20 protein-coding genes and 2 tRNA genes are annotated in these 24519 nt (G+C 53.8%); 19 read left to right on the top strand and 3 right to left on the bottom strand.

Features of this window, described 5'->3' with window-relative positions:
• Window positions 1-72: 72 nt before the first annotated feature.
• A complete protein-coding gene (dacB, locus tag FNY10_RS22085; RefSeq protein WP_100684845.1) occupies window positions 73-1506 on the bottom strand; it encodes a serine-type D-Ala-D-Ala carboxypeptidase in 1434 nt (477 codons plus the stop codon).
• Window positions 1507-1741: 235 nt separating this feature from the next.
• Here dacB and greA point away from each other — a divergent pair, with 235 nt between their 5' ends.
• Entirely contained in the window at window positions 1742-2218 is a 477-nt protein-coding gene (gene greA, locus FNY10_RS22080) for a transcription elongation factor GreA (RefSeq protein ID WP_004868107.1), read from the top strand.
• 152 nt (window positions 2219-2370) lie between these two features.
• Here greA and yhbY read toward each other — a convergent pair whose 3' ends face one another.
• On the bottom strand, window positions 2371-2664 hold the full coding sequence (yhbY, locus tag FNY10_RS22075; RefSeq protein WP_004139797.1) for a ribosome assembly RNA-binding protein YhbY: 294 nt from the start codon (window positions 2662-2664) through the stop codon (window positions 2371-2373).
• A gap of 124 nt (window positions 2665-2788) precedes the next feature.
• Between yhbY and rlmE the strand changes: the two genes are divergently transcribed.
• The 6 genes from rlmE to FNY10_RS22045 all read left to right on the top strand — a co-directional run bounded on the left by rlmE (window position 2789) and on the right by FNY10_RS22045 (window position 8469).
• On the top strand, window positions 2789-3418 hold the full coding sequence (gene rlmE / locus FNY10_RS22070) for a 23S rRNA (uridine(2552)-2'-O)-methyltransferase RlmE (protein WP_004106110.1): 630 nt from the start codon (window positions 2789-2791) through the stop codon (window positions 3416-3418).
• A gap of 99 nt (window positions 3419-3517) precedes the next feature.
• Window positions 3518-5452, top strand: a complete 1935-nt coding sequence (gene ftsH / locus FNY10_RS22065) for an ATP-dependent zinc metalloprotease FtsH (RefSeq protein ID WP_100684843.1) — start codon at window positions 3518-3520, stop codon at window positions 5450-5452.
• 103 nt (window positions 5453-5555) lie between these two features.
• Entirely contained in the window at window positions 5556-6404 is an 849-nt protein-coding gene (gene folP, locus FNY10_RS22060; protein ID WP_141963304.1) for a dihydropteroate synthase, read from the top strand.
• Entirely contained in the window at window positions 6397-7734 is a 1338-nt protein-coding gene (gene glmM / locus FNY10_RS22055; protein WP_100684842.1) for a phosphoglucosamine mutase, read from the top strand. The genes folP and glmM overlap by 8 nt, the downstream gene beginning before the upstream one ends.
• Window positions 7735-8038: 304 nt before the next feature.
• Window positions 8039-8368: a preprotein translocase subunit SecG gene (gene secG / locus FNY10_RS22050; RefSeq protein WP_100684841.1), complete on the top strand. Its 330-nt coding sequence runs from the start codon at window positions 8039-8041 to the stop codon at window positions 8366-8368.
• A gap of 14 nt (window positions 8369-8382) precedes the next feature.
• Window positions 8383-8469: transfer RNA gene (locus tag FNY10_RS22045), tRNA-Leu, on the top strand.
• A 358-nt stretch (window positions 8470-8827) separates the two neighbouring features.
• Here FNY10_RS22045 and argG read toward each other — a convergent pair.
• Window positions 8828-10171 carry an argininosuccinate synthase gene (gene argG / locus FNY10_RS22040; RefSeq protein WP_160704370.1) on the bottom strand — a complete coding sequence of 448 codons (1344 nt, stop codon included), beginning with the start codon at window positions 10169-10171 and terminating at the stop codon, window positions 8828-8830.
• A 454-nt stretch (window positions 10172-10625) separates the two neighbouring features.
• On the opposite strand from argG, the gene FNY10_RS22035 reads away from it, so the two are divergent.
• The 12 genes from FNY10_RS22035 (at window position 10626) to mtr (ending at window position 24396) form a co-directional block, all read left to right on the top strand.
• Window positions 10626-10702, top strand: a tRNA-Met gene (locus tag FNY10_RS22035).
• A gap of 206 nt (window positions 10703-10908) precedes the next feature.
• A complete protein-coding gene (gene rimP / locus FNY10_RS22030; RefSeq protein ID WP_004868075.1) occupies window positions 10909-11361 on the top strand; it encodes a ribosome maturation factor RimP in 453 nt (150 codons plus the stop codon).
• 27 nt (window positions 11362-11388) lie between these two features.
• Window positions 11389-12876, top strand: a complete 1488-nt coding sequence (nusA, locus tag FNY10_RS22025; RefSeq protein ID WP_032690584.1) for a transcription termination factor NusA — start codon at window positions 11389-11391, stop codon at window positions 12874-12876.
• 24 nt (window positions 12877-12900) lie between these two features.
• Window positions 12901-15585, top strand: a complete 2685-nt coding sequence (gene infB / locus FNY10_RS22020) for a translation initiation factor IF-2 (RefSeq protein ID WP_100685546.1) — start codon at window positions 12901-12903, stop codon at window positions 15583-15585.
• 154 nt (window positions 15586-15739) lie between these two features.
• Window positions 15740-16141, top strand: coding sequence for a 30S ribosome-binding factor RbfA (gene rbfA, locus FNY10_RS22015; RefSeq protein ID WP_004106092.1), 402 nt, complete (start codon window positions 15740-15742; stop codon window positions 16139-16141).
• Window positions 16141-17085, top strand: coding sequence for a tRNA pseudouridine(55) synthase TruB (truB, locus tag FNY10_RS22010; protein WP_160704372.1), 945 nt, complete (start codon window positions 16141-16143; stop codon window positions 17083-17085). The genes rbfA and truB overlap by 1 nt, the downstream gene beginning before the upstream one ends.
• Window positions 17086-17232: 147 nt before the next feature.
• Window positions 17233-17502: a 30S ribosomal protein S15 gene (gene rpsO / locus FNY10_RS22005; RefSeq protein WP_004868066.1), complete on the top strand. Its 270-nt coding sequence runs from the start codon at window positions 17233-17235 to the stop codon at window positions 17500-17502.
• Between the two features lie 242 nt (window positions 17503-17744).
• Complete coding sequence (pnp, locus tag FNY10_RS22000; RefSeq protein WP_141963308.1) at window positions 17745-19880, top strand: polyribonucleotide nucleotidyltransferase; 2136 nt, start codon at window positions 17745-17747, stop codon at window positions 19878-19880.
• Between the two features lie 108 nt (window positions 19881-19988).
• Window positions 19989-20873, top strand: coding sequence for a lipoprotein NlpI (gene nlpI, locus FNY10_RS21995; RefSeq protein ID WP_100685543.1), 885 nt, complete (start codon window positions 19989-19991; stop codon window positions 20871-20873).
• Between the two features lie 101 nt (window positions 20874-20974).
• Window positions 20975-21055 carry a protein YrbN gene (gene yrbN / locus FNY10_RS21990; RefSeq protein WP_099001532.1) on the top strand — a complete coding sequence of 27 codons (81 nt, stop codon included), beginning with the start codon at window positions 20975-20977 and terminating at the stop codon, window positions 21053-21055.
• Entirely contained in the window at window positions 21048-23009 is a 1962-nt protein-coding gene (locus FNY10_RS21985) for a DEAD/DEAH family ATP-dependent RNA helicase (protein WP_131048474.1), read from the top strand. Before yrbN ends, FNY10_RS21985 begins: the two co-directional genes overlap by 8 nt.
• A gap of 142 nt (window positions 23010-23151) precedes the next feature.
• Window positions 23152-24396 (top strand): tryptophan permease, encoded by a 1245-nt coding sequence (gene mtr / locus FNY10_RS21980; protein ID WP_141963312.1) that lies wholly within the window; start codon window positions 23152-23154, stop codon window positions 24394-24396.
• Window positions 24397-24519 lie beyond the last annotated feature (123 nt).

The raw sequence follows: 24519 nt of genomic DNA, 5'->3' as shown, positions 1-24519 counted from the left end.
CGCTGCCCGGATATGCCGAAAAGCGCTTCAGAACGCACGAAAAAGGGCCGCATCTGATGCGGCCCTTTTGTCTTAGTTGTTCTGGTACAAATCCTTATATAACCGACTCTCGAAGCGTACCAGCGGGATCCGGCGGTTGCGCTGATCCGCAGGCGGTACCGCATATCCTGACAGATATTGTACGAAGGCGATTTTTTGCCCGCTGGCGGCGGTGATGAAGCCTGCGAGGTTGTAAACGCCCTGCAGAGAACCGGTTTTGGCCGACACTTTACCATCAACGCCTGCCTGATTCAGGCCTGCGCGATACTGTAGCGAGCCATCGTGGCCAGCCAGCGGCAGCATCGAGATGAAGTTGAGTTCATTATCGTGCTGGGCGATATATTGCAGCACCTGCATCATGGTCGCCGGCGCAATCAGGTTATGCCGCGACAGACCGGAACCGTCGGCGATAATCGTATTACCCAGATCGATGCCGGCCTGTTGGCGCAGGATCTGGCGTACCGCATCCGAACCGGCGCGCCAGGTTCCCGGTACGCCGAGACGAGCGTGACCGATGGTGCGAAAGACGGTGTCCGCAATCATGTTGTCTGATTTTTTTAACATGATCCGCAGGAGATCGTGCAGCGGAGCTGATTGTGTGGTAGCCAGCACGGTTCCCGGATCGTTCGCCAGAGTCTGGCGCAGCAGCGTCCCGCTATAGGTAATCCCCGCCTGGGTCAGTTCGGACTTCAGGATCGCGCCAGCATAGCTCGCGCCGTCCTGAATGGCGAAAGCCAGCGGTAAAGGCTCACTACGCTGTGGCAGACAACCCGTCAGGGTGTAACGGTTCAGGTCGCCCGTCACCACGTCGAGTTCGCAGTACTGAGCCTCGGCGGAGCCGCGGGCCAGCGTTCTCACCTGGCTAAACATCGTCACCGGGTAGTACGACGCGACGCGAATAAAGGCCAGATCGCCAGGTTTCTGTGCGCTATAAAGTGAGATAGAAAAACAGTTACGATCGACGATAGCGGCCGCAGGTGGGGCGCTAAAGCATTGGGTCATGTCGTTCCACGGCCAGCCTGGGGCCATGTCATGGCTGGCGAAGACCGAGGTATCAATCAACACGTTCCCCTCGATCCGCTGGACGCCTGCTTTTTTTAGCGTTGCCACCATATTGCGAATATCCTGACGTTTCAGCGTCGGATCGCCGCCAAAACGGGCTATCAGGTCGCCTTTTAGCACGCCGCCTTCAAGGCTGCCTTTGGTTTCCAGCGTGGTGGTAAAACGAAAGTTCGGCCCGAGCTGCAGCAGAGCGGCCAGCGCGGTTATCACCTTCTGGGTACTGGCGGGGAGCGCCATTTGCTGACTGTGGAAGTCTATCTCCGGCGTCGGGGAGCCAACCTTCTGCGCCATGAAGGCGAGGTTAGCACCTGCAGGAAGCTGGGTGATATATTCGTCAATGTTCGCTGCCTGAGCGCTGAGCGCTATACCGGCAGTCAATCCGATGATAAATCTGGGAAATCGCATAATCTCGCGCTAACAACCTGAAACCGAGCCGTCATACTACGGTGCAATACCCTGTAAAGTAAACGATGACCCATAGTGAACTTCAGGGTAAAATACGTATCAAATTGAAAATTGCTGCTGACCTGGGGAATGTTTTCCGGGTTGGTTTTCTTTTTGCTCCTGTCCTGCCCAAGGCCTGACTGGTGGCGGAACGGCGGCGTCCGTTCCATGAAGGAATGATAAAGAGGTATAACAAATGCAAGCTATTCCGATGACCTTACGTGGTGCTGAAAAACTTCGCGAAGAACTGGATTTTCTGAAGTCCGTTCGTCGTCCTGAAATCATCGCTGCTATTGCCGATGCGCGCGAACATGGCGATCTGAAAGAGAACGCTGAGTACCACGCAGCCCGCGAACAGCAAGGTTTCTGCGAAGGCCGTATTAAGGATATTGAAGCTAAACTGTCCAATGCGCAGGTTATCGATATCACCAAAATGCCGAACAACGGGCGGGTGATTTTTGGTGCGACGGTCAAGGTCCTGAACCTCGATACCGATGAAGAACAGACTTACCGCATCGTGGGTGATGATGAGGCTGATTTTAAGCAAAATCTGATCTCGGTGAATTCACCGATTGCTCGTGGTTTGATCGGTAAAGAACAGGATGATGTAGTGACAATCCGCACACCAGGCGGCGAAGTAGAATACGAAATTATCAAGGTCGAGTACCTTTAGTTCGTATTTCCCGCTACCATGTTGATGGATTGTAAAGAAAGGAAAAAGGCCGCATAGCGGCCTTTTATCAACGTCCGGAGCATGGCATTTTGCTCGTCTACCCGTAGAAATCCCTCGTTTTACACAAAGTTGTGTCGAGATTCAGGATATTCTTAGCGTGGCAGCGAGATTTTACGCTCTTTAGTTGGGCGATACAGGACCAGCGTTTTACCGATGACCTGTACGTTACAGGCGCCGGTTTCGCGCACGATAGCTTCCACGATCAAGGTTTTAGTTTCGCGGTCTTCCGATGCGATTTTCACCTTGATGAGTTCATGGTGCTCTAACGCTTGTTCGATCTCGGCCAGTACCCCTTCGGTCAAACCATTGTTGCCAAGCATAACTACCGGCTTGAGCGGATGTGCCAGACCTTTCAGGTGCTGTTTTTGTTTAGTACTCAGATTCATCGTATTTTTTTGCTTACGTTGGGATTGAAAACGGTTCATTCTACCGCCATCTCCCATATATCGCCAAACTACCGTGTCGATTTTTACGTCGCAAAGTATGATGAACCCGAAACGGGAATGTTAAATGACAGGTAAAAAGCGTTCTGCCAGCTCAAGCCGCTGGCTTCAGGAACACTTTAGCGATAAATATGTTCAACAGGCGCAGAAAAAGGGGTTACGTTCCCGTGCCTGGTTTAAACTTGATGAAATACAGCAAAGTGACAAGATTTTTAAACCGGGGATGACCATTGTTGACCTCGGCGCTGCACCCGGTGGCTGGTCGCAATATGCGGTTACGCAAATCGGAAACAGCGGTCGCATCATCGCTTGCGATCTTTTACCGATGGATCCAATTGTTGGTGTGGACTTCCTTCAGGGCGACTTTCGTGATGAATTAGTTCTGAAAGCGTTACTTGAGCGCGTAGGTGACAGTAAAGTGCAGGTTGTCATGTCCGATATGGCACCAAACATGTGTGGAACACCGGCGGTGGATATTCCCCGGGCCATGTATTTGGTGGAGCTGGCGCTTGGAATGGCTCGTGATGTATTAGCGCCGGGTGGTAGTTTTGTAGTGAAGGTGTTCCAGGGCGAAGGCTTCGATGAGTATCTAAGAGAAATTCGCTCCCTGTTTACGAAGGTCAAAGTTCGTAAGCCGGACTCTTCTCGCGCACGTTCGCGTGAAGTGTACATTGTAGCGACCGGGCGTAAACCATAACCGGTAGATTTCAAACGAAAGTTTGAAAGACGCTGGATATAGAGTATCCTGACGCTGTTTTTAACACAGTTGTAATAAGAGGTTAATCCCTTGAGTGACATGGCGAAAAACCTAATACTCTGGCTGGTCATTGCCGTTGTGCTGATGTCAGTATTCCAGAGCTTTGGGCCCAGCGAGTCTAATGGCCGTAAGGTGGATTATTCAACCTTCCTGCAAGAGGTCAATCAGGACCAGGTTCGCGAAGCGCGTATCAACGGACGTGAGATCAACGTTACCAAGAAAGATAGTAACCGTTACACGACTTACATTCCGGTCAACGATCCGAAGCTGCTCGATAACCTGTTGACGAAAAACGTCAAAGTGGTTGGCGAACCGCCGGAAGAACCGAGCCTGCTGGCTTCCATCTTTATTTCCTGGTTCCCGATGCTGTTGCTGATCGGCGTCTGGATCTTCTTCATGCGGCAAATGCAGGGCGGCGGCGGAAAGGGCGCGATGTCCTTTGGCAAAAGCAAAGCCCGTATGCTGACGGAAGACCAGATCAAAACCACTTTTGCCGATGTCGCCGGTTGCGATGAAGCGAAAGAGGAAGTCGGTGAGCTGGTTGAATACCTGCGTGAACCGAGCCGCTTCCAGAAGCTGGGCGGTAAAATCCCGAAAGGCGTCCTGATGGTCGGCCCTCCGGGTACCGGTAAAACGCTCCTGGCGAAAGCTATCGCCGGTGAAGCGAAAGTGCCGTTCTTCACCATTTCTGGTTCTGACTTCGTTGAAATGTTCGTCGGCGTGGGCGCATCTCGTGTGCGTGACATGTTCGAACAGGCCAAGAAAGCGGCACCGTGCATTATCTTCATCGATGAAATCGACGCCGTCGGTCGCCAGCGTGGCGCTGGTCTGGGTGGCGGTCACGATGAACGCGAACAGACGCTGAACCAGATGCTGGTTGAGATGGATGGCTTCGAAGGTAACGAAGGCATTATCGTTATCGCGGCGACCAACCGTCCGGACGTGCTTGACCCGGCGCTGCTGCGTCCAGGCCGTTTTGACCGTCAGGTTGTCGTGGGGCTGCCGGATGTGCGCGGTCGTGAACAGATTCTGAAAGTTCACATGCGTCGCGTCCCGCTGTCGCCGGATATCGACGCGGCAATTATCGCGCGCGGTACCCCGGGCTTCTCGGGCGCTGACCTGGCGAACCTGGTCAACGAAGCCGCTCTGTTTGCTGCCCGTGGCAACAAGCGCGTGGTATCGATGGTCGAGTTCGAAAAAGCGAAAGACAAAATCATGATGGGCGCGGAACGTCGCTCCATGGTGATGACGGAAGCGCAGAAAGAATCTACTGCTTACCACGAAGCGGGCCATGCGATTATCGGTCGCCTGGTGCCGGAACACGATCCGGTGCACAAGGTGACGATTATCCCACGCGGTCGTGCGCTGGGTGTGACGTTCTTCCTGCCGGAAGGCGATGCTATCAGCGCCAGCCGTCAGAAGCTGGAAAGCCAGATTTCGACCCTCTACGGCGGTCGTCTGGCGGAAGAGATTATCTACGGTGTGGAACATGTTTCTACCGGTGCGTCGAACGATATTAAAGTCGCGACCAACCTGGCGCGTAACATGGTGACGCAATGGGGCTTCTCCGACAAACTCGGTCCGCTGCTGTACGCGGAAGAAGAGGGGGAAGTGTTCCTCGGCCGTTCCGTCGCGAAAGCGAAACATATGTCCGATGAAACGGCACGGATCATCGATCAGGAAGTGAAAGCGCTGATTGAACGTAACTACGGTCGTGCGCGTCAGATTCTGAATGACAACATGGACATCCTGCATTCGATGAAAGATGCGCTCATGAAATATGAGACCATCGACGCACCGCAGATTGATGACCTGATGGCCCGTCGTGAAGTTCGCCCACCTGCGGGATGGGAAGATCCGAACGGCACCAATAACTCTGGCAATAATGGCACCCCGAGTGCGCCGCGTCCGGTCGATGAACCGCGTACGCCGAACCCGGGTAATACCATGTCAGAGCAACTGGGCGACAAATAAGTTAGCTGCTGCTGTTGATGTTGTTGTGTATATCGAAACCCCGGGGCGCTTGCCGCTCCGGGGTTTTTCTTTTTATTAACCTTCCGGATTTATGGATTTCGCGATGAAACTCGTAGCCCAAGGCTCAACCCTCGACCTCTCCCATCCGCATGTGATGGGGATCCTTAACGTCACGCCAGATTCATTCTCCGATGGCGGCACACATAACTCGCTCGTGGAGGCGGTTAAGCATGCCAATCTGATGATTAACGCGGGAGCGACTATCATTGACATCGGCGGCGAATCGACCCGCCCGGGAGCGTTGGATGTGAGCGTCGAAGAAGAACTGGCGCGTGTGATTCCGGTCGTGGAAGCCGTTGCTCAACGTTTTGAAGTCTGGATCTCGGTAGACACCTCGAAGCCAGAAGTGATCCGTGAGTCCGCGCGGGCAGGCGCGCATATTATTAACGATATCCGTTCGCTGACCGAGCCTGGGGCGCTGGAAGCCGCTGCGCAAACCGGCCTGCCGGTGTGTCTGATGCATATGCAGGGACAGCCAAAAACGATGCAGGAAGCGCCGAAATACAATGATGTCTTTGCCGATGTCGCCCGCTTTTTTACCGAGCATATCGTGCGCTGTGAGCAGGCGGGTATCGCAAAAGAGAAATTGTTACTCGACCCAGGATTCGGTTTCGGTAAAAATCTTACCCATAATTATGAGCTACTTGCTCGACTCGGCGAGTTCCACCGGTTCGGTCTCCCGTTGCTGGTCGGTATGTCGCGTAAATCGATGATTGGCCAACTGCTTAACGTCGGGCCGACGGAACGCCTCAACGGCAGCCTGGCGTGTGCAGTGATTGCAGCGATGCAGGGCGCGCAGATTATTCGCGTCCATGACGTCAAAGAAACGGTAGAAGCGCTACGCGTGGTGGAAGCCACTCTGAGCACAAAGGAAAATAAACGTTATGAGTAACCGCAAATATTTTGGCACCGATGGTATCCGTGGCCGCGTGGGTGATGCGCCAATTACCCCGGAATTCGTGCTCAAACTGGGCTGGGCTGCGGGCAAGGTGCTGGCGCGCCACGGTTCACGCAAAATCATTATTGGTAAAGATACCCGTATCTCCGGCTATATGCTGGAATCGGCGCTGGAGGCGGGACTGGCTGCGGCGGGGCTTTCTGCTTCTTTCACCGGCCCGATGCCGACTCCGGCGGTGGCTTACCTGACGCGAGCCTTCCGTGCTGAAGCAGGGATTGTCATTTCAGCTTCGCATAACCCGTTCTATGACAACGGGATCAAGTTCTTTTCTATTGAAGGCACAAAGCTGCCGGATAACGTAGAAGAGGCGATTGAAGCGGAAATGGAAAAAGAGCTGACCTGCGTCGATTCGGCCGAACTGGGCAAAGCCAGCCGGATTGTCGATGCCGCTGGTCGTTATATTGAATTCTGCAAAGGTACTTTCCCGAACGAACTGAGCCTGAATGCGCTAAAAGTGGTGGTCGACTGCGCGCATGGCGCGACCTATCACATTGCGCCGAATGTGTTCCGCGAGTTGGGTGCAAAGGTGATTGCGATGGGTTGTGAGCCGAACGGGCTCAATATCAACGAAGAAGTGGGCGCGACCGACGTTCGCGCCCTGCAGGCGCGCGTACTGGCCGAAAAAGCCGATCTGGGTATCGCCTATGATGGCGATGGCGACCGGGTCATTATGGTCGACCATGAAGGTAACAAGGTCGATGGCGACCAGATTCTGTATATCATCGCCCGCGAAGGTCTGCGGCAGGGCCAACTGCGCGGCGGCGCGGTGGGAACGTTAATGAGTAATATGGGGCTGGAGCTGGCGCTCAAACAGCTGGGCATTCCGTTTGTCCGGGCTAAAGTGGGTGACCGCTATGTCCTTGAGAAACTGCAGGAGAAAGGCTGGCGTATCGGGGCGGAAAACTCTGGCCACGTTATCCTGTTGGATAAAACCACCACCGGTGACGGTATCGTCGCGAGTCTGCAGGTTGTGGCGGCGATGGTGCGTAACCATATGAGTCTGCATGACCTGTGTAGCGGTATGAAAATGTTCCCGCAAATCCTGGTCAACGTTCGTTTCACTGAAGGTAGCGGTAACCCGCTGGAACATGAAAATGTGAAAGCGGTCATGGCTGAAGTGGAAGCGGCATTGGGCAACCGTGGCCGTGTGCTGCTACGCAAATCAGGTACCGAGCCACTCATTCGCGTCATGGTCGAAGGCGAGCACGAAGAGCAGGTACATGAGTTCGCGCATCGTATCGCCGATGCGGTGAAAAACGCCTGATTAAGCCGATGATTGATTTTCTCGTCTGCGCAGTGGTGCCGTCAGCGCCGGGCAGCGTGAAATAATCATGCGGACTGACAGGGCGCTAAGTGTTTAAAAAGGCGGCGCTTGCCGCCTTTTCTTCGCCCCAAAATCGTTTTTTGCTGTTTTTTTCCGCAGTTGATACAATGCGCTGAAATTGCCCTTGCGAAGGTCATTCGCTTTGGTTAGTATTCACACCCGCTTCAGTGGGAAACATTAAAACCTCCCGCTTTATTGGTTGAAGCAATTGGTATGCGGCGAATCCGCAAGGAACAGGTTGATTATGCAAGAAGCTCTTTTAGTTGTTTTCCTTATTGTAGCGATTGGCCTCGTGGGTCTGATCATGCTGCAGCAAGGTAAAGGCGCTGATATGGGAGCCTCCTTCGGAGCAGGCGCTTCCGGCACGTTGTTTGGATCCAGCGGTTCTGGTAACTTCATGACCCGCATGACCGGTATCCTGGCTGCGTTGTTCTTCATCATCAGTCTGGTGCTGGGCAATATCAACAGCAACAAGACCAATAAAGGAAGTGAGTGGGACAATCTGAGCGCGCCGAAAACCGAGCAGACTCAGCCAGCAGCTCCGGCACAGCCGAGCAGCGATATCCCGCACTGATAAGCAGTATCCGTACCGAGGTGGTGGAATTGGTAGACACGCTACCTTGAGGTGGTAGTGCCCTAACGGGCTTGTGGGTTCGAGTCCCATCCTCGGTACCAATATTCCGCAAGAAAGACGCTGAAAAGCGTCTTTTTTTGTATTTCGATTAAGCTCATCATTTCGCCATGAGTTCCGCCATACCCTCCCTTCGTCGTGATGAAAACCGTATTTATTCCGCAGAGATAAAATGATGCGATAAGGTATCGCTGGTTATCATTTGCTGTGTGAATGCTTTATCAGTTGCCGTCCGGCGAGCATTAATACGTAAGAAATAAATGATGAGGCAGCGTGATCCACGTTTCTGTGGCGGAGCGTTCGTTTTGTGAATAACCGCAGGGCCTGATTTTTATCGTCAGATTTCAGGCTTAAAAAAAAGCCGACGGGTTAGCGTCGGCTGAGAGTGTCGATGAACGGAGATTATTTGTCTCTGTTTTCCAGGTTTTCAACCTGCGGCAGGCCGGTAGCCGAAGAGGCGATCAGCAGGCCAGATTGCGCGTAACCAAACAGCTTGTCACGGGTATCGGTGATATCCAGGTTACGCATTGTCAACTGGCCGATACGATCTTCTGCGGAGAACATGGAGTCGCCTTTTTCCATCGTCAAACGCTCTGCCTTGTAGGTCAGATTATCGGAGACGGTGTTCAGGATGGAGTAATCATTGCCGCGACGCAGCTCCAGCGTCACTTCGCCGGTAATCTGGCTGGCCACCCAACGTTGCAGGCTATCACGCAGCATCAGCGCCTGGGAATCAAACCAACGGCCCTGATACAGCAGACGGCCCAGCTGACGACCATGGGCATGGTACTGCTCGATAGTATCTTCGTTGTGAATGCCGGTCAGCAGACGCTCGTAAGCGATATGCAGCAGCGCCATCCCCGGGGCTTCATAGATCCCACGGCTTTTCGCTTCGATAATACGGTTTTCAATCTGGTCGCTCATGCCCAGACCATGACGGCCGCCGATGCGGTTTGCTTCCAGCATCAGCTCGACGTCATCGCTGAAGGTTTTACCGTTCAATGCCACCGGGTGACCCTGCTCGAAACGGATAGTCACTTCCTCGGCCGGGATTTTAACGCTTTCGTCCCAGAACTTGACGCCCATGATCGGGTTAACGATTTTCACGCTGGAGTTGAGGAACTCCAGATCTTTCGCTTCGTGCGTTGCGCCCAGCATATTGGAGTCGGTGGAGTAGGCTTTTTCAACGGACATTTTATAGTCAAAGCCGCAGGCAATCATGAACTCGGACATTTCCTGACGACCGCCCAGCTCATCGATAAAGTTGCTATCCAGCCACGGTTTGTAAATTTTCAGCTCGGCATTGGTCAGCAGGCCATAGCGATAGAAACGTTCGATATCGTTGCCTTTATAGGTACTGCCATCGCCCCAGATGTTGACGCCATCTTCTTTCATCGCGGCAACCAGCATGGTGCCGGTTACCGCGCGGCCCAGCGGGGTGGTGTTAAAGTAGGTTAAACCGCCGGTGGTATTGTGGAAAGCACCGCACTGAATCGCGGCGATGCCTTCTGCGACCAGCTGCTTACGGCAGTCGATCAGACGAGCGCCTTCTGCACCGTACTCTTTGGCGCGACGAGGGATGGCATCGTAATCGTCTTCGTCAGGCTGGCCCAGGTTTGCGGTATAGGCATAAGGAACTGCGCCTTTTTTGCGCATCCACAGCAGTGCGGCGCTGGTATCCAGACCACCGGAGAAAGCGATACCAATACGTTGACCAACCGGGAGGTGCTTAAGAATCGTCGTCATAAAATAAAACCCTGCTAGATAGACTGTTGTGAGTTCGGTTTATCAAGTCGTAGAACCTGTCCCATTTGACTATTCTGCCTGCCGGTTTTTCTCCGGACAAAGAGCATAATCTTCACGAGCTTTGACGCTGCGCTGGTGACTGCGCGCTTTCCGTAGCCAAAGAGGCGGTAACAATGGCGTCAAATGGAATAGGTTTTTATTGCATGTTTATGCATTAATTGTGAGTTTTCATTTAATCATCTTTTGCGGATGACAGGAAGTGCTTCATTGCTTTTTTGCTAAAAAAGAGCGAGATGGCAGCACAAACGAGAACAGGAGAAGATAAAATACGTGTTGACAAAATATAGAGTTTATCAATAAACTTTACCACGATTTTATGTCCCGTCCTCGGTACCAAATCCCAGCAGTATTTGCGTCTTTTGCTCAATAAGAGTAAAATATGCCACGTTTCAGGCGCGGGGTGGAGCAGCCTGGTAGCTCGTCGGGCTCATAACCCGAAGGTCGTCGGTTCAAATCCGGCCCCCGCAACCACTTTCCCATTGAGTACTTTTTCAAATATACTGTGAGGACCTGGTCCTTCGTATCCGAATTTGAAAGAATTCTCCTGGAAGGTGTTCCAGATCGCAGTTGCGATCGCAGGGTTCAGTTATCTAAAACCCCGATTTATCGGGGTTTTTTGTTATCTGACTTCAGAATAACTGGGCTATACGCCCTTTTTTTATGTCTTGGGGGTGGGTTTGTCCACATTAGAGCAAAAATTAACAGAGATGCTCACGGCGCCGGTTGAGGCGCTTGGCTTTGAGCTGGTCGGCATCGAATTCATTCGCGGTCGCACATCCACACTGCGCATCTATATTGATAGTGATGATGGCATCAATGTTGATGATTGTGCTGATGTGAGCCACCAGGTCAGCGCTGTCATGGATGTCGAAGATCCAATCACCGTAGCTTACAACCTGGAAGTGTCTTCACCTGGTCTCGATCGCCCGATGTTTACCGCCGAACACTATGAGCGTTTTTCCGGTGAGGAAGTCGCGCTGGTATTGCGTATGGCGGTACAGAACCGTCGCAAATGGCAGGGCATTATCAAAGCGGTAGACGGTGAAATGATCACGGTAACCGTCGAAGGCAAAGATGAAGTGTTCGCGCTGAGTAACATCCAGAAGGCGAACCTGGTTCCCCACTTTTAACAGTCTGGATTGAGGTGAAAGGCCCCGATGAACAAAGAAATTTTGGCTGTTGTTGAAGCCGTTTCCAACGAAAAGGCGCTGCCGCGCGAAAAGATTTTCGAAGCGCTGGAAAGTGCTCTGGCAACGGCTACCAAGAAAAAATATGAACAAGAGATCGACGTTCGCGTAGAGATTGACCGTAAAAGCGGTGATTTCGACACTTTCCGTCGCTGGCTGGTCGTTGAAGAAGTGACCCAGCCGACGCGCGAAATTACGCTGGAAGCGGCGCGCTACGAAGACGAAAGCATGAATCCCGGTGACTACGTTGAGGACCAGATTGAATCTGTCACCTTCGACCGTATCACTACGCAGACCGCGAAACAGGTTATCGTACAGAAAGTGCGTGAAGCTGAACGCGCCATGGTTGTCGATCAGTTCCGCGAGCACGAAGGTGAAATCATCACCGGCGTGGTGAAGAAAGTAAACCGCGATAACATCACTCTCGATCTGGGCAGCAATGCTGAAGCCGTGATCCTGCGTGAAGATATGTTGCCGCGTGAGAACTTCCGTCCGGGTGACCGTATTCGCGGTGTCCTGTATGCGGTTCGTCCGGAAGCGCGCGGCGCTCAGCTGTTCGTGACCCGTTCTAAGCCGGAAATGCTGGTTGAACTGTTCCGTATTGAAGTACCGGAAATCGGCGAAGAAGTTCTCGAAATCAAAGCTGCCGCTCGCGATCCGGGTTCCCGTGCCAAGATTGCGGTGAAAACCAACGATAAGCGTATCGACCCGGTTGGTGCTTGCGTCGGCATGCGTGGCGCACGCGTTCAGGCGGTTTCGACCGAACTGGGCGGCGAGCGTATCGATATCGTCCTGTGGGATGATAACCCGGCGCAATTCGTGATTAACGCGATGGCACCGGCTGACGTCGCATCTATCGTGGTGGATGAAGATAAACACACCATGGATATCGCGGTTGAAGCGGGCAATCTGGCGCAGGCGATTGGCCGTAACGGTCAAAACGTTCGTCTGGCCTCACAGCTGAGCGGCTGGGAACTCAACGTAATGACCGTTGACGACCTGCAGGCGAAGCATCAGGCCGAAGCCCACGCGGCTATCGATACCTTCACCAAATATCTTGATATTGATGAAGATTTCGCCACGCTGTTGGTTGAAGAAGGCTTCGCGACGCTGGAAGAACTGGCCTATGTGCCGGTGAAAGAACTGCTGGAAATCGACGGTCTGGATGAAGCCACCGTTGAAGCACTTCGCGAGCGTGCGAAAAACGCGCTGACCACGCTGGCGCTGGCTCAGGAAGAAAGCCTGGGAGATACTAAACCTGCCGATGATTTATTAAATCTGGAAGGTTTAGAACGTTTGATGGCTTTCAAACTGGCTGCCCGTGGTGTTTGTACGCTGGAAGATCTCGCCGAGCAGGGCATTGATGATCTGGCTGATATCGAAGGGTTGACCGACGAAAAAGCCGGAGAGCTCATCATGGCCGCCCGTAATATTTGTTGGTTCGGCGACGAAGCGTAATAAACTGTAGCAGGAAGGAACAGCATGACAGATGTGACCATTAAAGCGCTGGCCTCAGAGATTCAGACCTCTGTGGATCGCCTGATACAGCAATTTGCTGATGCAGGGATTCGCAAATCGGCTGATGATTCTGTGACGGCGCAAGAGAAGCAGACCTTGTTGACGCACCTGAACCGCGAACACGGTTCGGCGCCCGACAAGCTGACGCTGCAGCGCAAAACGCGCAGCACGTTAAATATTCCAGGTACCGGTGGTAAAAGTAAATCGGTACAAATCGAAGTCCGCAAGAAGCGCACCTTTGTGAAACGCGACCCGCAAGAGGCAGAACGCCTTGCCGCGGAAGAGCAGGCGCAGCGTGAAGCGGAAGAGCAGGCCCACCGCGAGGCAGAAGAAGCTGCCAAGCGAGAGGCGCAATTAAAAGCTGAACGTGAGGCCGCAGAACAAGCTAAACGTGAAGTCGCTGAGAAAGCGAAACGTGAAGCTGCGGAAAAAGACAAAGTGAGCAATCAACAAACCGACGACATGACAAAAAGCGCCCAGGCTGAAAAGATCCGCCGTGAAAACGAAGCAGCAGAGCTGAAACGTAAAGCGGAAGAAGAAGCACGTCGCAAGCTTGAAGAAGAAGCGCGCCGCGTAGCGGACGAAGCACGCCGTATGGCTGCAGAAAACGAAAAGAACTGGACCGAAACGCCAGACGCTCCAGAAGAAACCAGCGATTATCACGTGACGACGTCTCAGCACGCTCGTCAGGCTGAAGATGATAACGATCGTGAAGTTGAAGGCGGTCGTGGTCGCGGTCGCAACAGCAAAGCTGCGCGTCCGAAGAAAGGCAACAAGCACGCCGAATCAAAAGCCGATCGTGAAGAAGCCCGTGCAGCCGTTCGTGGCGGCAAAGGCGGCAAGCGTAAAGGTTCTTCTCTGCAACAGGGCTTCCAGAAGCCTGTGCAGGCTGTAAACCGTGACGTTATCATCGGTGAAACCATCACCGTTGGCGAGCTGGCTAACAAGATGGCGGTCAAAGGCTCTCAGGTCATCAAAGCGATGATGAAGCTGGGCGCGATGGCGACCATCAACCAGGTCATCGACCAGGAAACCGCACAGCTGGTTGCCGAAGAGATGGGCCACAAAGTTATCCTGCGTCGTGAGAACGAACTGGAAGAAGCGGTAATGAGCGACCGTGATACCGGCGCCGCGGCAGAAGCCCGTGCACCGGTTGTGACCATCATGGGTCACGTTGACCACGGTAAAACGTCTCTGCTGGACTACATTCGTTCAACCAAAGTGGCATCCGGCGAAGCGGGTGGTATTACCCAGCACATCGGTGCCTATCACGTTGAAACTGAAAACGGGATGATCACCTTCCTGGATACCCCGGGCCACGCCGCGTTTACCTCAATGCGTGCTCGTGGTGCGCAGGCAACGGATATCGTTGTTCTGGTTGTCGCTGCCGACGATGGCGTGATGCCACAGACTATCGAAGCTATCCAGCACGCAAAAGCGGCTCAGGTGCCGGTAGTGGTTGCGGTCAACAAGATCGACAAACCTGAAGCGGACATGGATCGCGTTAAAAACGAACTGTCTCAGTACGGCGTAATGCCGGAAGAGTGGGGCGGCGAATCTCAGTTCATCCCTGTTTCTGCGAAAGCGGGTACCGGTATTGATGACCTGCTGAATGCTATCCTGCTGCAGGCTGAAGTTCTGGAGCTGAAAGCGGTACGTAACGGTATGGCCAGCGGCGCGGTTATCGAATCCTTCCTGGATAAAGGTCGTGGTCCGGTGGCAACCGTTCTGGTTCGCGAAGGGACTCTGCACAAGGGCGATATCGTACTGTGCGGCTTCGAATACGGTCGCGTTCGTGCGATGCGTAACGAACTGGGTCAGGAAGTTCTGGAAGCGGGTCCGTCCATTCCGGTGGAAATCCTCGGTCTGTCCGGTGTTCCGGCTGCGGGTGATGAAGTGACCGTCGTTCGTGACGAGAAGAAAGCGCGTGAAGTTGCGCTGTATCGTCAGGGCAAATTCCGTGAAGTTAAACTGGCGCGTCAGCAGAAATCTAAACTCGAGAACATGTTCGCTAACATGACTGAAGGCGAAGTTCACGAAGTGAACGTCGTACTGAAGGCGGACGTTCAGGGTTCTGTGGAAGCGATCTCCGACTCTTTACTGAAACTGTCTACCGACGAAGTCAAAGTGAAGATCATCGGTTCTGGCGTAGGTGGCATCACCGAAACCGACGCGACCCTGGCTGCGGCATCCAACGCCATCCTGGTGGGCTTCAACGTACGTGCCGATGCCTCTGCGCGTAAAGTGATTGAATCTGAAAGCCTGGATCTGCGCTACTACTCCGTCATCTATAACCTGATCGACGAAGTGAAAGCGGCGATGAGCGGTATGCTGTCTCCGGAACTGAAACAGCAGATCATTGGTCTGGCTGAAGTGCGCGATGTCTTTAAATCGCCGAAATTCGGTGCTATCGCGGGCTGTATGGTTACCGAAGGGACGATTAAACGTCATAACCCAATCCGCGTTCTGCGTGACAACGTGGTTATCTACGAAGGCGAGCTGGAGTCCCTGCGCCGCTTCAAAGATGACGTTAACGAAGTCCGTAACGGCATGGAATGTGGTATCGGCGTGAAGAACTACAACGACGTTCGCGTTGGCGATATGATCGAAGTGTTCGAAATCATCGAGATCCAGCGTACCATCGCGTAATCTTCGTTATGCCCGGTGGCACTGCGTTTACCGGGCCTACGTCCGGGTTGTAGGTCTGATAAGCGTAGCGCCATCAGGCTTCAAAGCGCCACCCGGCAATCATTCTAAAAAGGGGCTTATGGCCCCTTTTTTGTCTTTATCTGGAGAATTTATTATGGCGAAAGAATTTGGTCGCCCGCAGCGCGTGGCTCAGGAGATGCAAAAAGAGATTGCTATCATCCTGCAACGCGAAATTAAAGACCCGCGTCTGGGTATGATGACCACCGTTTCCGGCGTTGAAATGTCCCGCGATCTGGCTTATGCCAAAGTCTTCGTGACCTTTCTGAACGACAAAGACGAAGCCGCAGTTAAAGCCGGCATCAAAGCATTGCAGGAAGCATCCGGCTTTATCCGTTCCCTGCTGGGGAAAGCGATGCGGTTGCGTATCGTGCCGGAACTGACCTTCTTCTACGACAACTCACTGGTTGAAGGGATGCGTATGTCTAACCTGGTGACCAGCGTGGTGAAGCATGACGATGAGCGTCGTGTGAACCCGGACGACAGCAAGGAGGACTGATGAGTCGTCCTCGTCGTCGCGGTCGCGATGTGCATGGCGTGCTGTTGCTGGATAAACCTCAGGGCGCGTCCAGCAACGATGTACTGCAGAAAGTCAAACGTATCTATAACGCGAACCGCGCAGGGCATACCGGTGCGCTGGATCCGCTGGCAACCGGCATGCTGCCGATTTGTCTCGGGGAAGCCACCAAGTTTTCCCAGTATCTGCTGGATTCCGATAAGCGCTATCGGGTGATTGCGAAGCTCGGACAGCGTACCGACACCTCTGACGCCGACGGCCTGGTGGTGGAAGAACGTCCGCTGGCCTTCAGCGACGAACAGCTGGCGGCGGCGCTGGACAGTTTCCGTGGCGAAACCCAACAGGTACCGTCGATGTATTCGGCGCTGAAATACCAGGGGAAAAAGCTCTACGAATATGCCCGTCAGGGGATTGATGTCCCGCGTGAAGCCCGGCCGATTAACGTCTATGAGCTGCTGTTTATCCGCCAAGAAGGGGATGAGCTGGAGCTGGAAATTCACTGCTCCAAAGGCACCTATATTCGGACGATTATTGACGATCTGGGTGAGAAACTGGGCTGTGGCGCACACGTTATTTATCTACGCCGTCTGGCCGTCAGCAAATATCCGGTTGAGCGGATGGTGACGCTGGAGCAGCTGCAGGCGCTGGTTGAACAGGCGATGGCGCAGGATATTCCTGCCGCGCAGCTGCTCGATCCGCTGCTGATGGCTATGGACAGCCCGGCGTCGGACTATCCGCTGGTTAATATTCCCGAAACATCGGCTATTTACTTTAAGAATGGCAATCCGGTCCGTACAACGGGAGCCCCGCTACAGGGCCTGGTGCGGGTGACGGAAGGTGAAGACGGGAAGTTTCTCGGTATGGGTGAGATTGACGATGAAGGCCGTGTGGCGCCGCGTCGTCTGGTTGTCGAATACCCGGCTTGAGGGCTGTTCTTGCGATAACAGTCAGCTGCGGGTAGAATATCGCCGCTTAACGTCCGCAAAAGTGTTTTAACATTTTCGGGCGTTGCATCAGGGGTCGCTGAATTAGAGATCGGCACCCTTTCTTTCTTTTAAATCTGGAGTTCTAAAATGTCTCTAAGCGTTGAAGCTAAAGCAAAAATCGTTTCTGAGTTTGGTCGTGGCGAAAACGACAGCGGTTCTACCGAAGTTCAGGTTGCACTGCTGACTGCACAGATTAACCATCTGCAGGGTCACTTCTCCGAGCATAAAAAAGATCACCACAGCCGTCGTGGTCTGCTGCGCATGGTTTCCCAGCGTCGTAAACTGCTCGACTACCTGAAACGTAAAGATGTTGCACGTTACTCTTCGCTGATCGAGCGTCTGGGTCTGCGTCGCTAATTCTGCGAGTTTCAGAAAAAGGGGCCTCAGGGCCCCTTTTTTCGACCAGGCGGCAGCAATTCACTAAAAACTCATGTATTGTTGCTATTAATGATCTTCGTGCAGAGGTTCGCGCGGCTAATGAGAGGCTTGATCCGCAGGGGCGGGTAAAGGTTGTCATTAGTCGCGAGGATGCAGGAGATCGGGTCAACTGACGTTATGTCGTGGATATAGCGTCACCTATTGATATAAAGGATAGAATTTTGCTAAATCCGATCGTTCGTAAATTCCAGTACGGCCAACATACCGTAACACTGGAAACCGGCATGATGGCTCGTCAGGCCACTGCTGCTGTCATGGTTAGCATGGATGACACCGCGGTATTCGTTACCGTTGTGGGTCAGAAAAAAGCGAAACCAGGTCAGGACTTCTTCCCGCTGACTGTTAACTATCAAGAACGTACTTACGCAGCAGGTAAAATTCCTGGTGGTTTCTTCCGTCGCGAAGGCCGTCCAAGCGAAGGCGAAACCCTGATCGCGCGTCTGATTGACCGTCCGGTTCGTCCGCTGTTCCCGGAAGGCTTCGTTAACGAAGTGCAGGTTATCGCTACCGTTGTTTCCGTTAACCCGCAGGTTAACCCGGATATCGTGGCGATGATTGGTGCTTCCGCAGCGCTGTCCCTGTCCGGTATTCCGTTCAACGGTCCTATCGGTTCTGCCCGCGTGGGTTACATCAACGACCAGTACGTTCTGAACCCGACTCAGGACGAGCTGAAAGAAAGTAAGCTGGACCTGGTTGTTGCCGGTACCGAAGCGGCCGTGCTGATGGTTGAATCTGAGGCTGAACTGCTGAGCGAAGACCAGATGCTGGGCGCGGTGGTCTTTGGCCACGAGCAGCAGCAGATTGTCATTCAGAACATCAACGAGCTGGTTAAAGAAGCGGGTAAACCGCGCTGGGACTGGCAGCCGGAAGCCGTCAACGAAGCGCTGAATGCGCGCGTTGCTGCCCTGGCCGAAGCGCGTCTGAGCGATGCTTACCGTATCACTGATAAACAAGAGCGTTACGCTCAGATTGACGTGATCAAAGCAGAAACCATCGCGACCCTGATTGCTGAAGATGAAACCCTGGACGCTAACGAACTGGGTGAAATCCTGCATGCTATCGAGAAAAATGCCGTGCGTAGCCGCGTACTGGCAGGCGAGCCGCGTATCGATGGCCGTGAAAAAGATATGATCCGTGGTCTGGACGTTCGTACCGGCGTACTGCCGCGTACTCACGGTTCCGCACTGTTCACCCGTGGCGAAACTCAGGCGCTGGTGACTGCGACGCTGGGTACCGCACGTGATGCGCAGAACATCGACGAACTGATGGGCGAGCGTACTGACTCCTTCCTGTTCCACTACAACTTCCCTCCGTACTCCGTCGGCGAGACCGGGATGGTAGGTTCACCGAAGCGTCGTGAAATCGGTCACGGTCGTCTGGCTAAGCGCGGCGTACTGGCCGTTATGCCGACCACGGAAGAATTCCCGTACACCGTTCGCGTGGTGTCTGAAATCACCGAATCTAACGGTTCTTCCTCCATGGCTTCCGTGTGCGGTGCTTCTCTGGCGCTGATGGATGCTGGCGTGCCGGTGAAAGCCGCCGTTGCGGGTATCGCGATGGGTCTGGTGAAAGAAGGCGACAACTACGTCGTACTGTCTGACATTCTGGGTGACGAAGACCACCTGGGTGATATGGACTTCAAAGTAGCGGGTTCCCGCGACGGTATCTCTGCGCTGCAGATGGATATCAAAATTGAAGGCATCACCAAAGAGATCATGCAGGTTGCTCTGAACCAGGCGAAAGGTGCACGTCTGCACATCCTGGGCGTAATGGAGCAGGCGATTAACGCGCCGCGCGGCGATATCTCCGAATTCGCACCGCGTATCCACACCATCAAGATCAGCCCGGACAAGATCAAAGACGTGATCGGTAAAGGCGGTTCTGTGATTCGTGCGCTGACCGAAGAGACCGGCACCACCATCGAAATCGAAGATGACGGTACCGTGAAGATCGCAGCGACCGACGGCGACAAAGCGCAGCATGCTATCCGTCGTATCGAAGAGATCACTGCTGAGATCGAAGTTGGCCGTGTTTACACGGGTAAAGTGACCCGTATCGTTGACTTTGGCGCATTTGTTGCCATCGGCGGCGGTAAAGAAGGTCTGGTGCATATTTCTCAGATCGCCGATAAGCGCGTAGAGAAAGTGACCGATTACCTGCAGATGGGCCAGGAAGTGCCGGTTAAGGTTCTGGAAGTTGACCGTCAGGGCCGCGTTCGTCTGAGCATTAAAGAAGCAGCTGAACAGACTCAGCCTGCCGCTGCACCGGAAGCTCCGGTTGCTGAGCAGGGCGAGTAAGGTTGCCGTTTGCCCTCCGCGTTGGCGGAGGGCGTATTACGGGCAGGACGCCTTGTTTGCAGCCGGGGAACTGGACGTTCATCCAATCGTTGTCTTCGGGAGTGGGAAATGAAGCCTTTTTTGCGCTGGTGTTTCGTGGCGACAGCTCTCACGCTGGCAGGATGCAGCAACTCTGCCTGGCGTAAGGACGCAGTCCTCGCGGTGCCATTGCAACCGACTTTGCAGCAAGAAGTGATTCTGGCGCGCATGGAACAAATTCTTGCCAGTCGGGCTTTAACCGATGACGAACGCGCACAGCTTTTATATGAGCGCGGAGTGTTGTATGATAGTCTCGGTCTGAGGGCATTAGCGCGAAATGATTTTTCACAAGCGTTGGCAATCCGACCTGATATGCCCGAAGTATTCAATTACTTAGGCATTTATTTAACGCAGGCAGGCAATTTTGATGCTGCCTATGAAGCGTTTGATTCTGTACTTGAGCTTGATCCAACTTACAACTACGCGCACTTGAATCGCGGCATCGCCCTGTATTACGGCGGTCGCGCTAAGTTAGCGCAAGATGATCTGCTGGCGTTTTATCAAGACGATCCCAATGATCCTTTCCGTAGCCTGTGGCTTTACCTCGCTGAGCGTAAACTCGACGAGAAGCGGGCGCTTGAAGCACTGAAACAGCGCTTCGACAAATCGGATAAAGAACAATGGGGATGGAACATTGTCGAGTTCTACCTTAGCGACATCAACGAAAAAACGTTGATGGACCGTTTGAAGGCAGACGCAACGGATAACACCTCGCTCGCTGAGCATCTCAGTGAAACCAACTTCTATTTAGGTAAGTACTACCTAAGTCTGGGGGACAAGGACAGCGCTACGGCACTGTTCAAACTGGCGGTCGCAAACAACGTTCACAACTACGTTGAGCACCGATACGCATTGTTGGAATTATCGCTCCTGGGCCAGGAGCAAGATGACCTGGCAGAATCGGACCAGCAATAGCTGACGAACACATCAGCCCATTTTTTGTTTGCCATCACCTTCACGGGTGAGGGCGTTGTTGTTCGTTAATACACCTACTTTGAGCCGGTTCACACTTTTCAATGAAAATTACTCTAAATTTTCACGTTGAGTTATGTAGACTGGCCGCCATTAATTTTGAGGCACACGTACTACATGGCTGAATTCGAAACCACTTTTGCAGATCTGGGCCTGAAGGCTCCCATCCTTGAAGCGCTTAACGATCTGGGTTACGAAAAACCATCTCCGATCCAGGCTGAGTGCATTCCGCATCTGCTGGGCGGCCGCGACGTTCTGGGTATGGCCCAGACGGGTAGCGGTAAAACCGCAGCGTTCTCTTTACCGCTGCTGAACAACCTTGATCCTGAGCTGAAAGCACCGCAAATTCTGGTGCTGGCGCCGACCCGCGAACTGGCGGTTCAGGTCGCTGAAGCAATGACGGACTTCTCTAAACATATGCGCGGTGTAAACGTGGTAGCCCTTTACGGCGGCCAGCGTTATGACGTGCAGCTGCGTGCTTTGCGCCAGGGACCACAAATCGTTGTGGGGACCCCAGGTCGTCTGCTGGACCACCTGAAGCGCGGTACTCTTGATCTCTCTAAACTGAGCGGTCTGGTACTGGATGAAGCTGACGAAATGTTGCGTATGGGCTTCATCGAAGACGTAGAAACAATTATGGCGCAGATCCCGGAAGGTCATCAGACCGCTCTGTTCTCCGCCACCATGCCGGAAGCAATCCGTCGCATTACCCGCCGCTTTATGAAAGAGCCGCAGGAAGTGCGCATCCAGTCCAGCGTCACCACGCGCCCGGACATCAGCCAGAGCTACTGGACTGCTTACGGTATGCGTAAAAATGAAGCGCTGGTGCGTTTCCTGGAAGCAGAAGATTTTGATGCGGCGATTATCTTCGTTCGTACCAAAAACGCGACCCTGGAAGTGGCTGAAGCGCTGGAGCGTAGCGGCTACAACAGCGCCGCGCTGAACGGCGACATGAACCAGGCGCTGCGTGAGCAGACTCTGGAACGTCTGAAAGATGGTCGTCTGGATATCCTGATTGCGACCGACGTTGCGGCTCGTGGCCTCGACGTTGAGCGTATCAGCCTGGTTGTTAACTATGATATCCCGATGGACTCCGAGTCTTACGTTCACCGTATCGGCCGTACCGGTCGTGCGGGTCGTGCTGGCCGCGCGCTGCTGTTTGTTGAGAACCGTGAACGCCGCTTGCTGCGTAACATCGAACGCACCATGAAGCTGACGATTCCAGAAGTAGAGCTGCCGAACGCAGAACTGCTGGGCAAACGCCGCCTGGAAAAATTTGCTGCCAAAGTTCAGCAGCAGCTGGAAAGCAGCGATCTGGATCAGTACCGCGCGCTGCTGGCGAAAATCCAGCCGTCTGCTGAAGATGAAGAGCTGGATATCGAAACTCTGGCCGCAGCACTGCTGAAAATGGCTCAGGGCGAACGTCCGCTGATTCTGCCGCCGGATGCGCCGATGCGTCCTAAGCGTGAATTCCGCGACCGTGACGATCGTTTCGAACGTCGTGGCGACCGCAATGACCGTGGCCCGCGTGGCGACCGTCCGGAGCGTAGCGGCGAAGACCGTCCTAAGCGCGAACGTCGCGATGTGGGCGATATGGAACTGTATCGCATTGAAGTGGGCCGCGATGATGGCGTTGAAGTTCGTCATATTGTTGGCGCTATCGCTAACGAAGGCGATATCAGCAGCCGTTACATCGGTAACATCAAGCTGTTCGGTACCCACTCCACGATCGAACTGCCGAAAGGCATGCCGGGCGAAGTTCTGCAGCACTTCACGCGTACTCGCATCCTGAACAAGCCGATGAACATGCAGCTGCTGGGCGATGCTCAGCCGCGTCCGGACCGTGGCGGCGAACGTCGTGGCGGCGGTGAACGTCGTGAAGGTGGTCGTGCATTCGGTGGCGAACGTCGTGAAGGCGGCCGCAACTTCGGTGAGCGTCGCGAAGGCGGCCGTGGTGATGGTCGTCGTTTCAGCGGCGAACGTCGTGACAGTGCTCGTGCCCCGCGTCGTGATGATGCGTCTGCGGCTCCGCGCCGTGATGATTCCGCTGGCCGTCGTCGTTTCGGTGGCGATGCGTAATTAATGCACTCCGCTAGCGTAAAGTAAATAATACAGCCCCGATCGTGATGATTGGGGCTTTTTTTATTTTCTTTGTACTCGTGTACTGGTACAGTGCTGCGCGTTAACAACGAAAAGCATGATTGACTGGAGATTTCGGCAAATGGCGACACTTACCACTACGGCAACCCGACCGTCCTTGTTTGGCGGCGTGGTGATAATCGGCGGAACCATCATTGGCGCAGGCATGTTTTCGCTGCCGGTGGTCATGTCCGGCGCGTGGTTCTTCTGGTCGCTGGCAGCGCTGATCTTTACCTGGTTTTGCATGCTCCATTCCGGACTGATGATTCTGGAAGCCAACCTGAACTACCGCATTGGTTCCAGCTTCGACACCATCACCAAAGACCTGCTCGGCAAAGGCTGGAATCTGGTCAACGGTCTGTCGATCGCTTTTGTGCTCTATATCCTGACCTATGCCTATATCTCGGCCAGCGGCTCCATACTGCACCATACCTTCTCTGAGCTTTCATTGAATGTGCCGGCGTGGGCGGCGGGCTTTGGCTTTGCGCTGCTGGTGGCTTTTATTGTGTGGTTGAGCACCAAAGCGGTGAGCCGAATGACGGCAATCGTGCTGGGAGCAAAGGTCATCACCTTCTTCCTGACCTTTGGCAGCCTGCTGGGACATGTTGAACCGACGACGTTGTTTAATGTTGCCGAAAAAAATGCTTCCTACACGCCGTATCTGCTGATGACGCTGCCGTTTTGCCTGGCCTCCTTTGGCTATCACGGTAACGTACCGAGCCTGATGAAGTATTACGGCAAAGATCCCCGGACCATTATCCGCTGCCTGGTGTACGGCACGCTGCTGGCCCTCGGACTGTATGTCGTCTGGTTACTGGTGACGATGGGCAACATTCCACGCCCTGAGTTTATCGGCATCGCGCAGAAGGGCGGTAACATTGATGTGCTGGTACAGGCATTGAGCGGAGTGCTCAACAGCCGTAGTCTGGACCTGCTGCTGGTGGTGTTCTCGAACTTCGCCGTTGCCAGCTCTTTCCTTGGCGTCACTCTGGGCCTGTTTGACTATCTGGCGGACCTGTTTGGGTTTGATGATTCGGCTCTCGGCCGTTTTAAGACCGCGCTCCTGACCTTTGTGCCACCGATCATTGGCGGCCTGCTGCAGCCCAATGGTTTCCTGTATGCCATCGGCTATGCCGGTTTAGCCGCAACCATCTGGGCGGCGATTGTCCCGGCCCTGTTAGCCCGCGCATCGCGTAAACGCTTCGGTAGTCCACAGTTTCGTGTCTGGGGCGGAACGCCGATGATTGTGCTGATTCTGCTGTTTGGCGTCGGCAACATTATCGTGCATTTTTTATCGAGCTTTAATCTGTTGCCTGTTTATCAGTAAGCAGAATGCCCGGTGGCGCGAGGCTTACCGGGCCTACAGGGAATGAACAGGCCGGATAAGACGCCGCCGCCATCCGGCAAAAAGTGACCCTGTCGACTCGAAGTGAGAATGCCCGGTGGCGCG

Origin of the sequence: Klebsiella sp. Lac1 (assembly GCF_009825425.1) — a bacterium.
Taxonomy (GTDB): domain Bacteria; phylum Pseudomonadota; class Gammaproteobacteria; order Enterobacterales; family Enterobacteriaceae; genus Klebsiella; species Klebsiella electrica.
Note: the sequence above shows the minus strand (reverse complement) of the source record. Positions and strands in the feature narration are given on the sequence as shown.

Bases quoted from the DNA above. Each gene is read 5' to 3' on its own strand.
- dacB (WP_100684845.1), bottom strand. From the start codon at position 1,506: ATGCGATTTCCCAGATTTATCATCGGATTGACTGCCGGTATAGCGCTC.
- greA (WP_004868107.1), top strand. From the start codon at position 1,742: ATGCAAGCTATTCCGATGACCTTACGTGGTGCTGAAAAACTTCGCGAA.
- yhbY (WP_004139797.1), bottom strand. From the start codon at position 2,664: ATGAATCTGAGTACTAAACAAAAACAGCACCTGAAAGGTCTGGCACAT.
- rlmE (WP_004106110.1), top strand. From the start codon at position 2,789: ATGACAGGTAAAAAGCGTTCTGCCAGCTCAAGCCGCTGGCTTCAGGAA.
- ftsH (WP_100684843.1), top strand. From the start codon at position 3,518: ATGGCGAAAAACCTAATACTCTGGCTGGTCATTGCCGTTGTGCTGATG.
- folP (WP_141963304.1), top strand. From the start codon at position 5,556: ATGAAACTCGTAGCCCAAGGCTCAACCCTCGACCTCTCCCATCCGCAT.
- glmM (WP_100684842.1), top strand. From the start codon at position 6,397: ATGAGTAACCGCAAATATTTTGGCACCGATGGTATCCGTGGCCGCGTG.
- secG (WP_100684841.1), top strand. From the start codon at position 8,039: ATGCAAGAAGCTCTTTTAGTTGTTTTCCTTATTGTAGCGATTGGCCTC.
- argG (WP_160704370.1), bottom strand. From the start codon at position 10,171: ATGACGACGATTCTTAAGCACCTCCCGGTTGGTCAACGTATTGGTATC.
- nusA (WP_032690584.1), top strand. From the start codon at position 11,389: ATGAACAAAGAAATTTTGGCTGTTGTTGAAGCCGTTTCCAACGAAAAG.
- infB (WP_100685546.1), top strand. From the start codon at position 12,901: ATGACAGATGTGACCATTAAAGCGCTGGCCTCAGAGATTCAGACCTCT.
- rbfA (WP_004106092.1), top strand. From the start codon at position 15,740: ATGGCGAAAGAATTTGGTCGCCCGCAGCGCGTGGCTCAGGAGATGCAA.
- truB (WP_160704372.1), top strand. From the start codon at position 16,141: ATGAGTCGTCCTCGTCGTCGCGGTCGCGATGTGCATGGCGTGCTGTTG.
- rpsO (WP_004868066.1), top strand. From the start codon at position 17,233: ATGTCTCTAAGCGTTGAAGCTAAAGCAAAAATCGTTTCTGAGTTTGGT.
- nlpI (WP_100685543.1), top strand. From the start codon at position 19,989: ATGAAGCCTTTTTTGCGCTGGTGTTTCGTGGCGACAGCTCTCACGCTG.
- yrbN (WP_099001532.1), top strand. From the start codon at position 20,975: ATGAAAATTACTCTAAATTTTCACGTTGAGTTATGTAGACTGGCCGCC.
- FNY10_RS21985 (WP_131048474.1), top strand. From the start codon at position 21,048: ATGGCTGAATTCGAAACCACTTTTGCAGATCTGGGCCTGAAGGCTCCC.
- mtr (WP_141963312.1), top strand. From the start codon at position 23,152: ATGGCGACACTTACCACTACGGCAACCCGACCGTCCTTGTTTGGCGGC.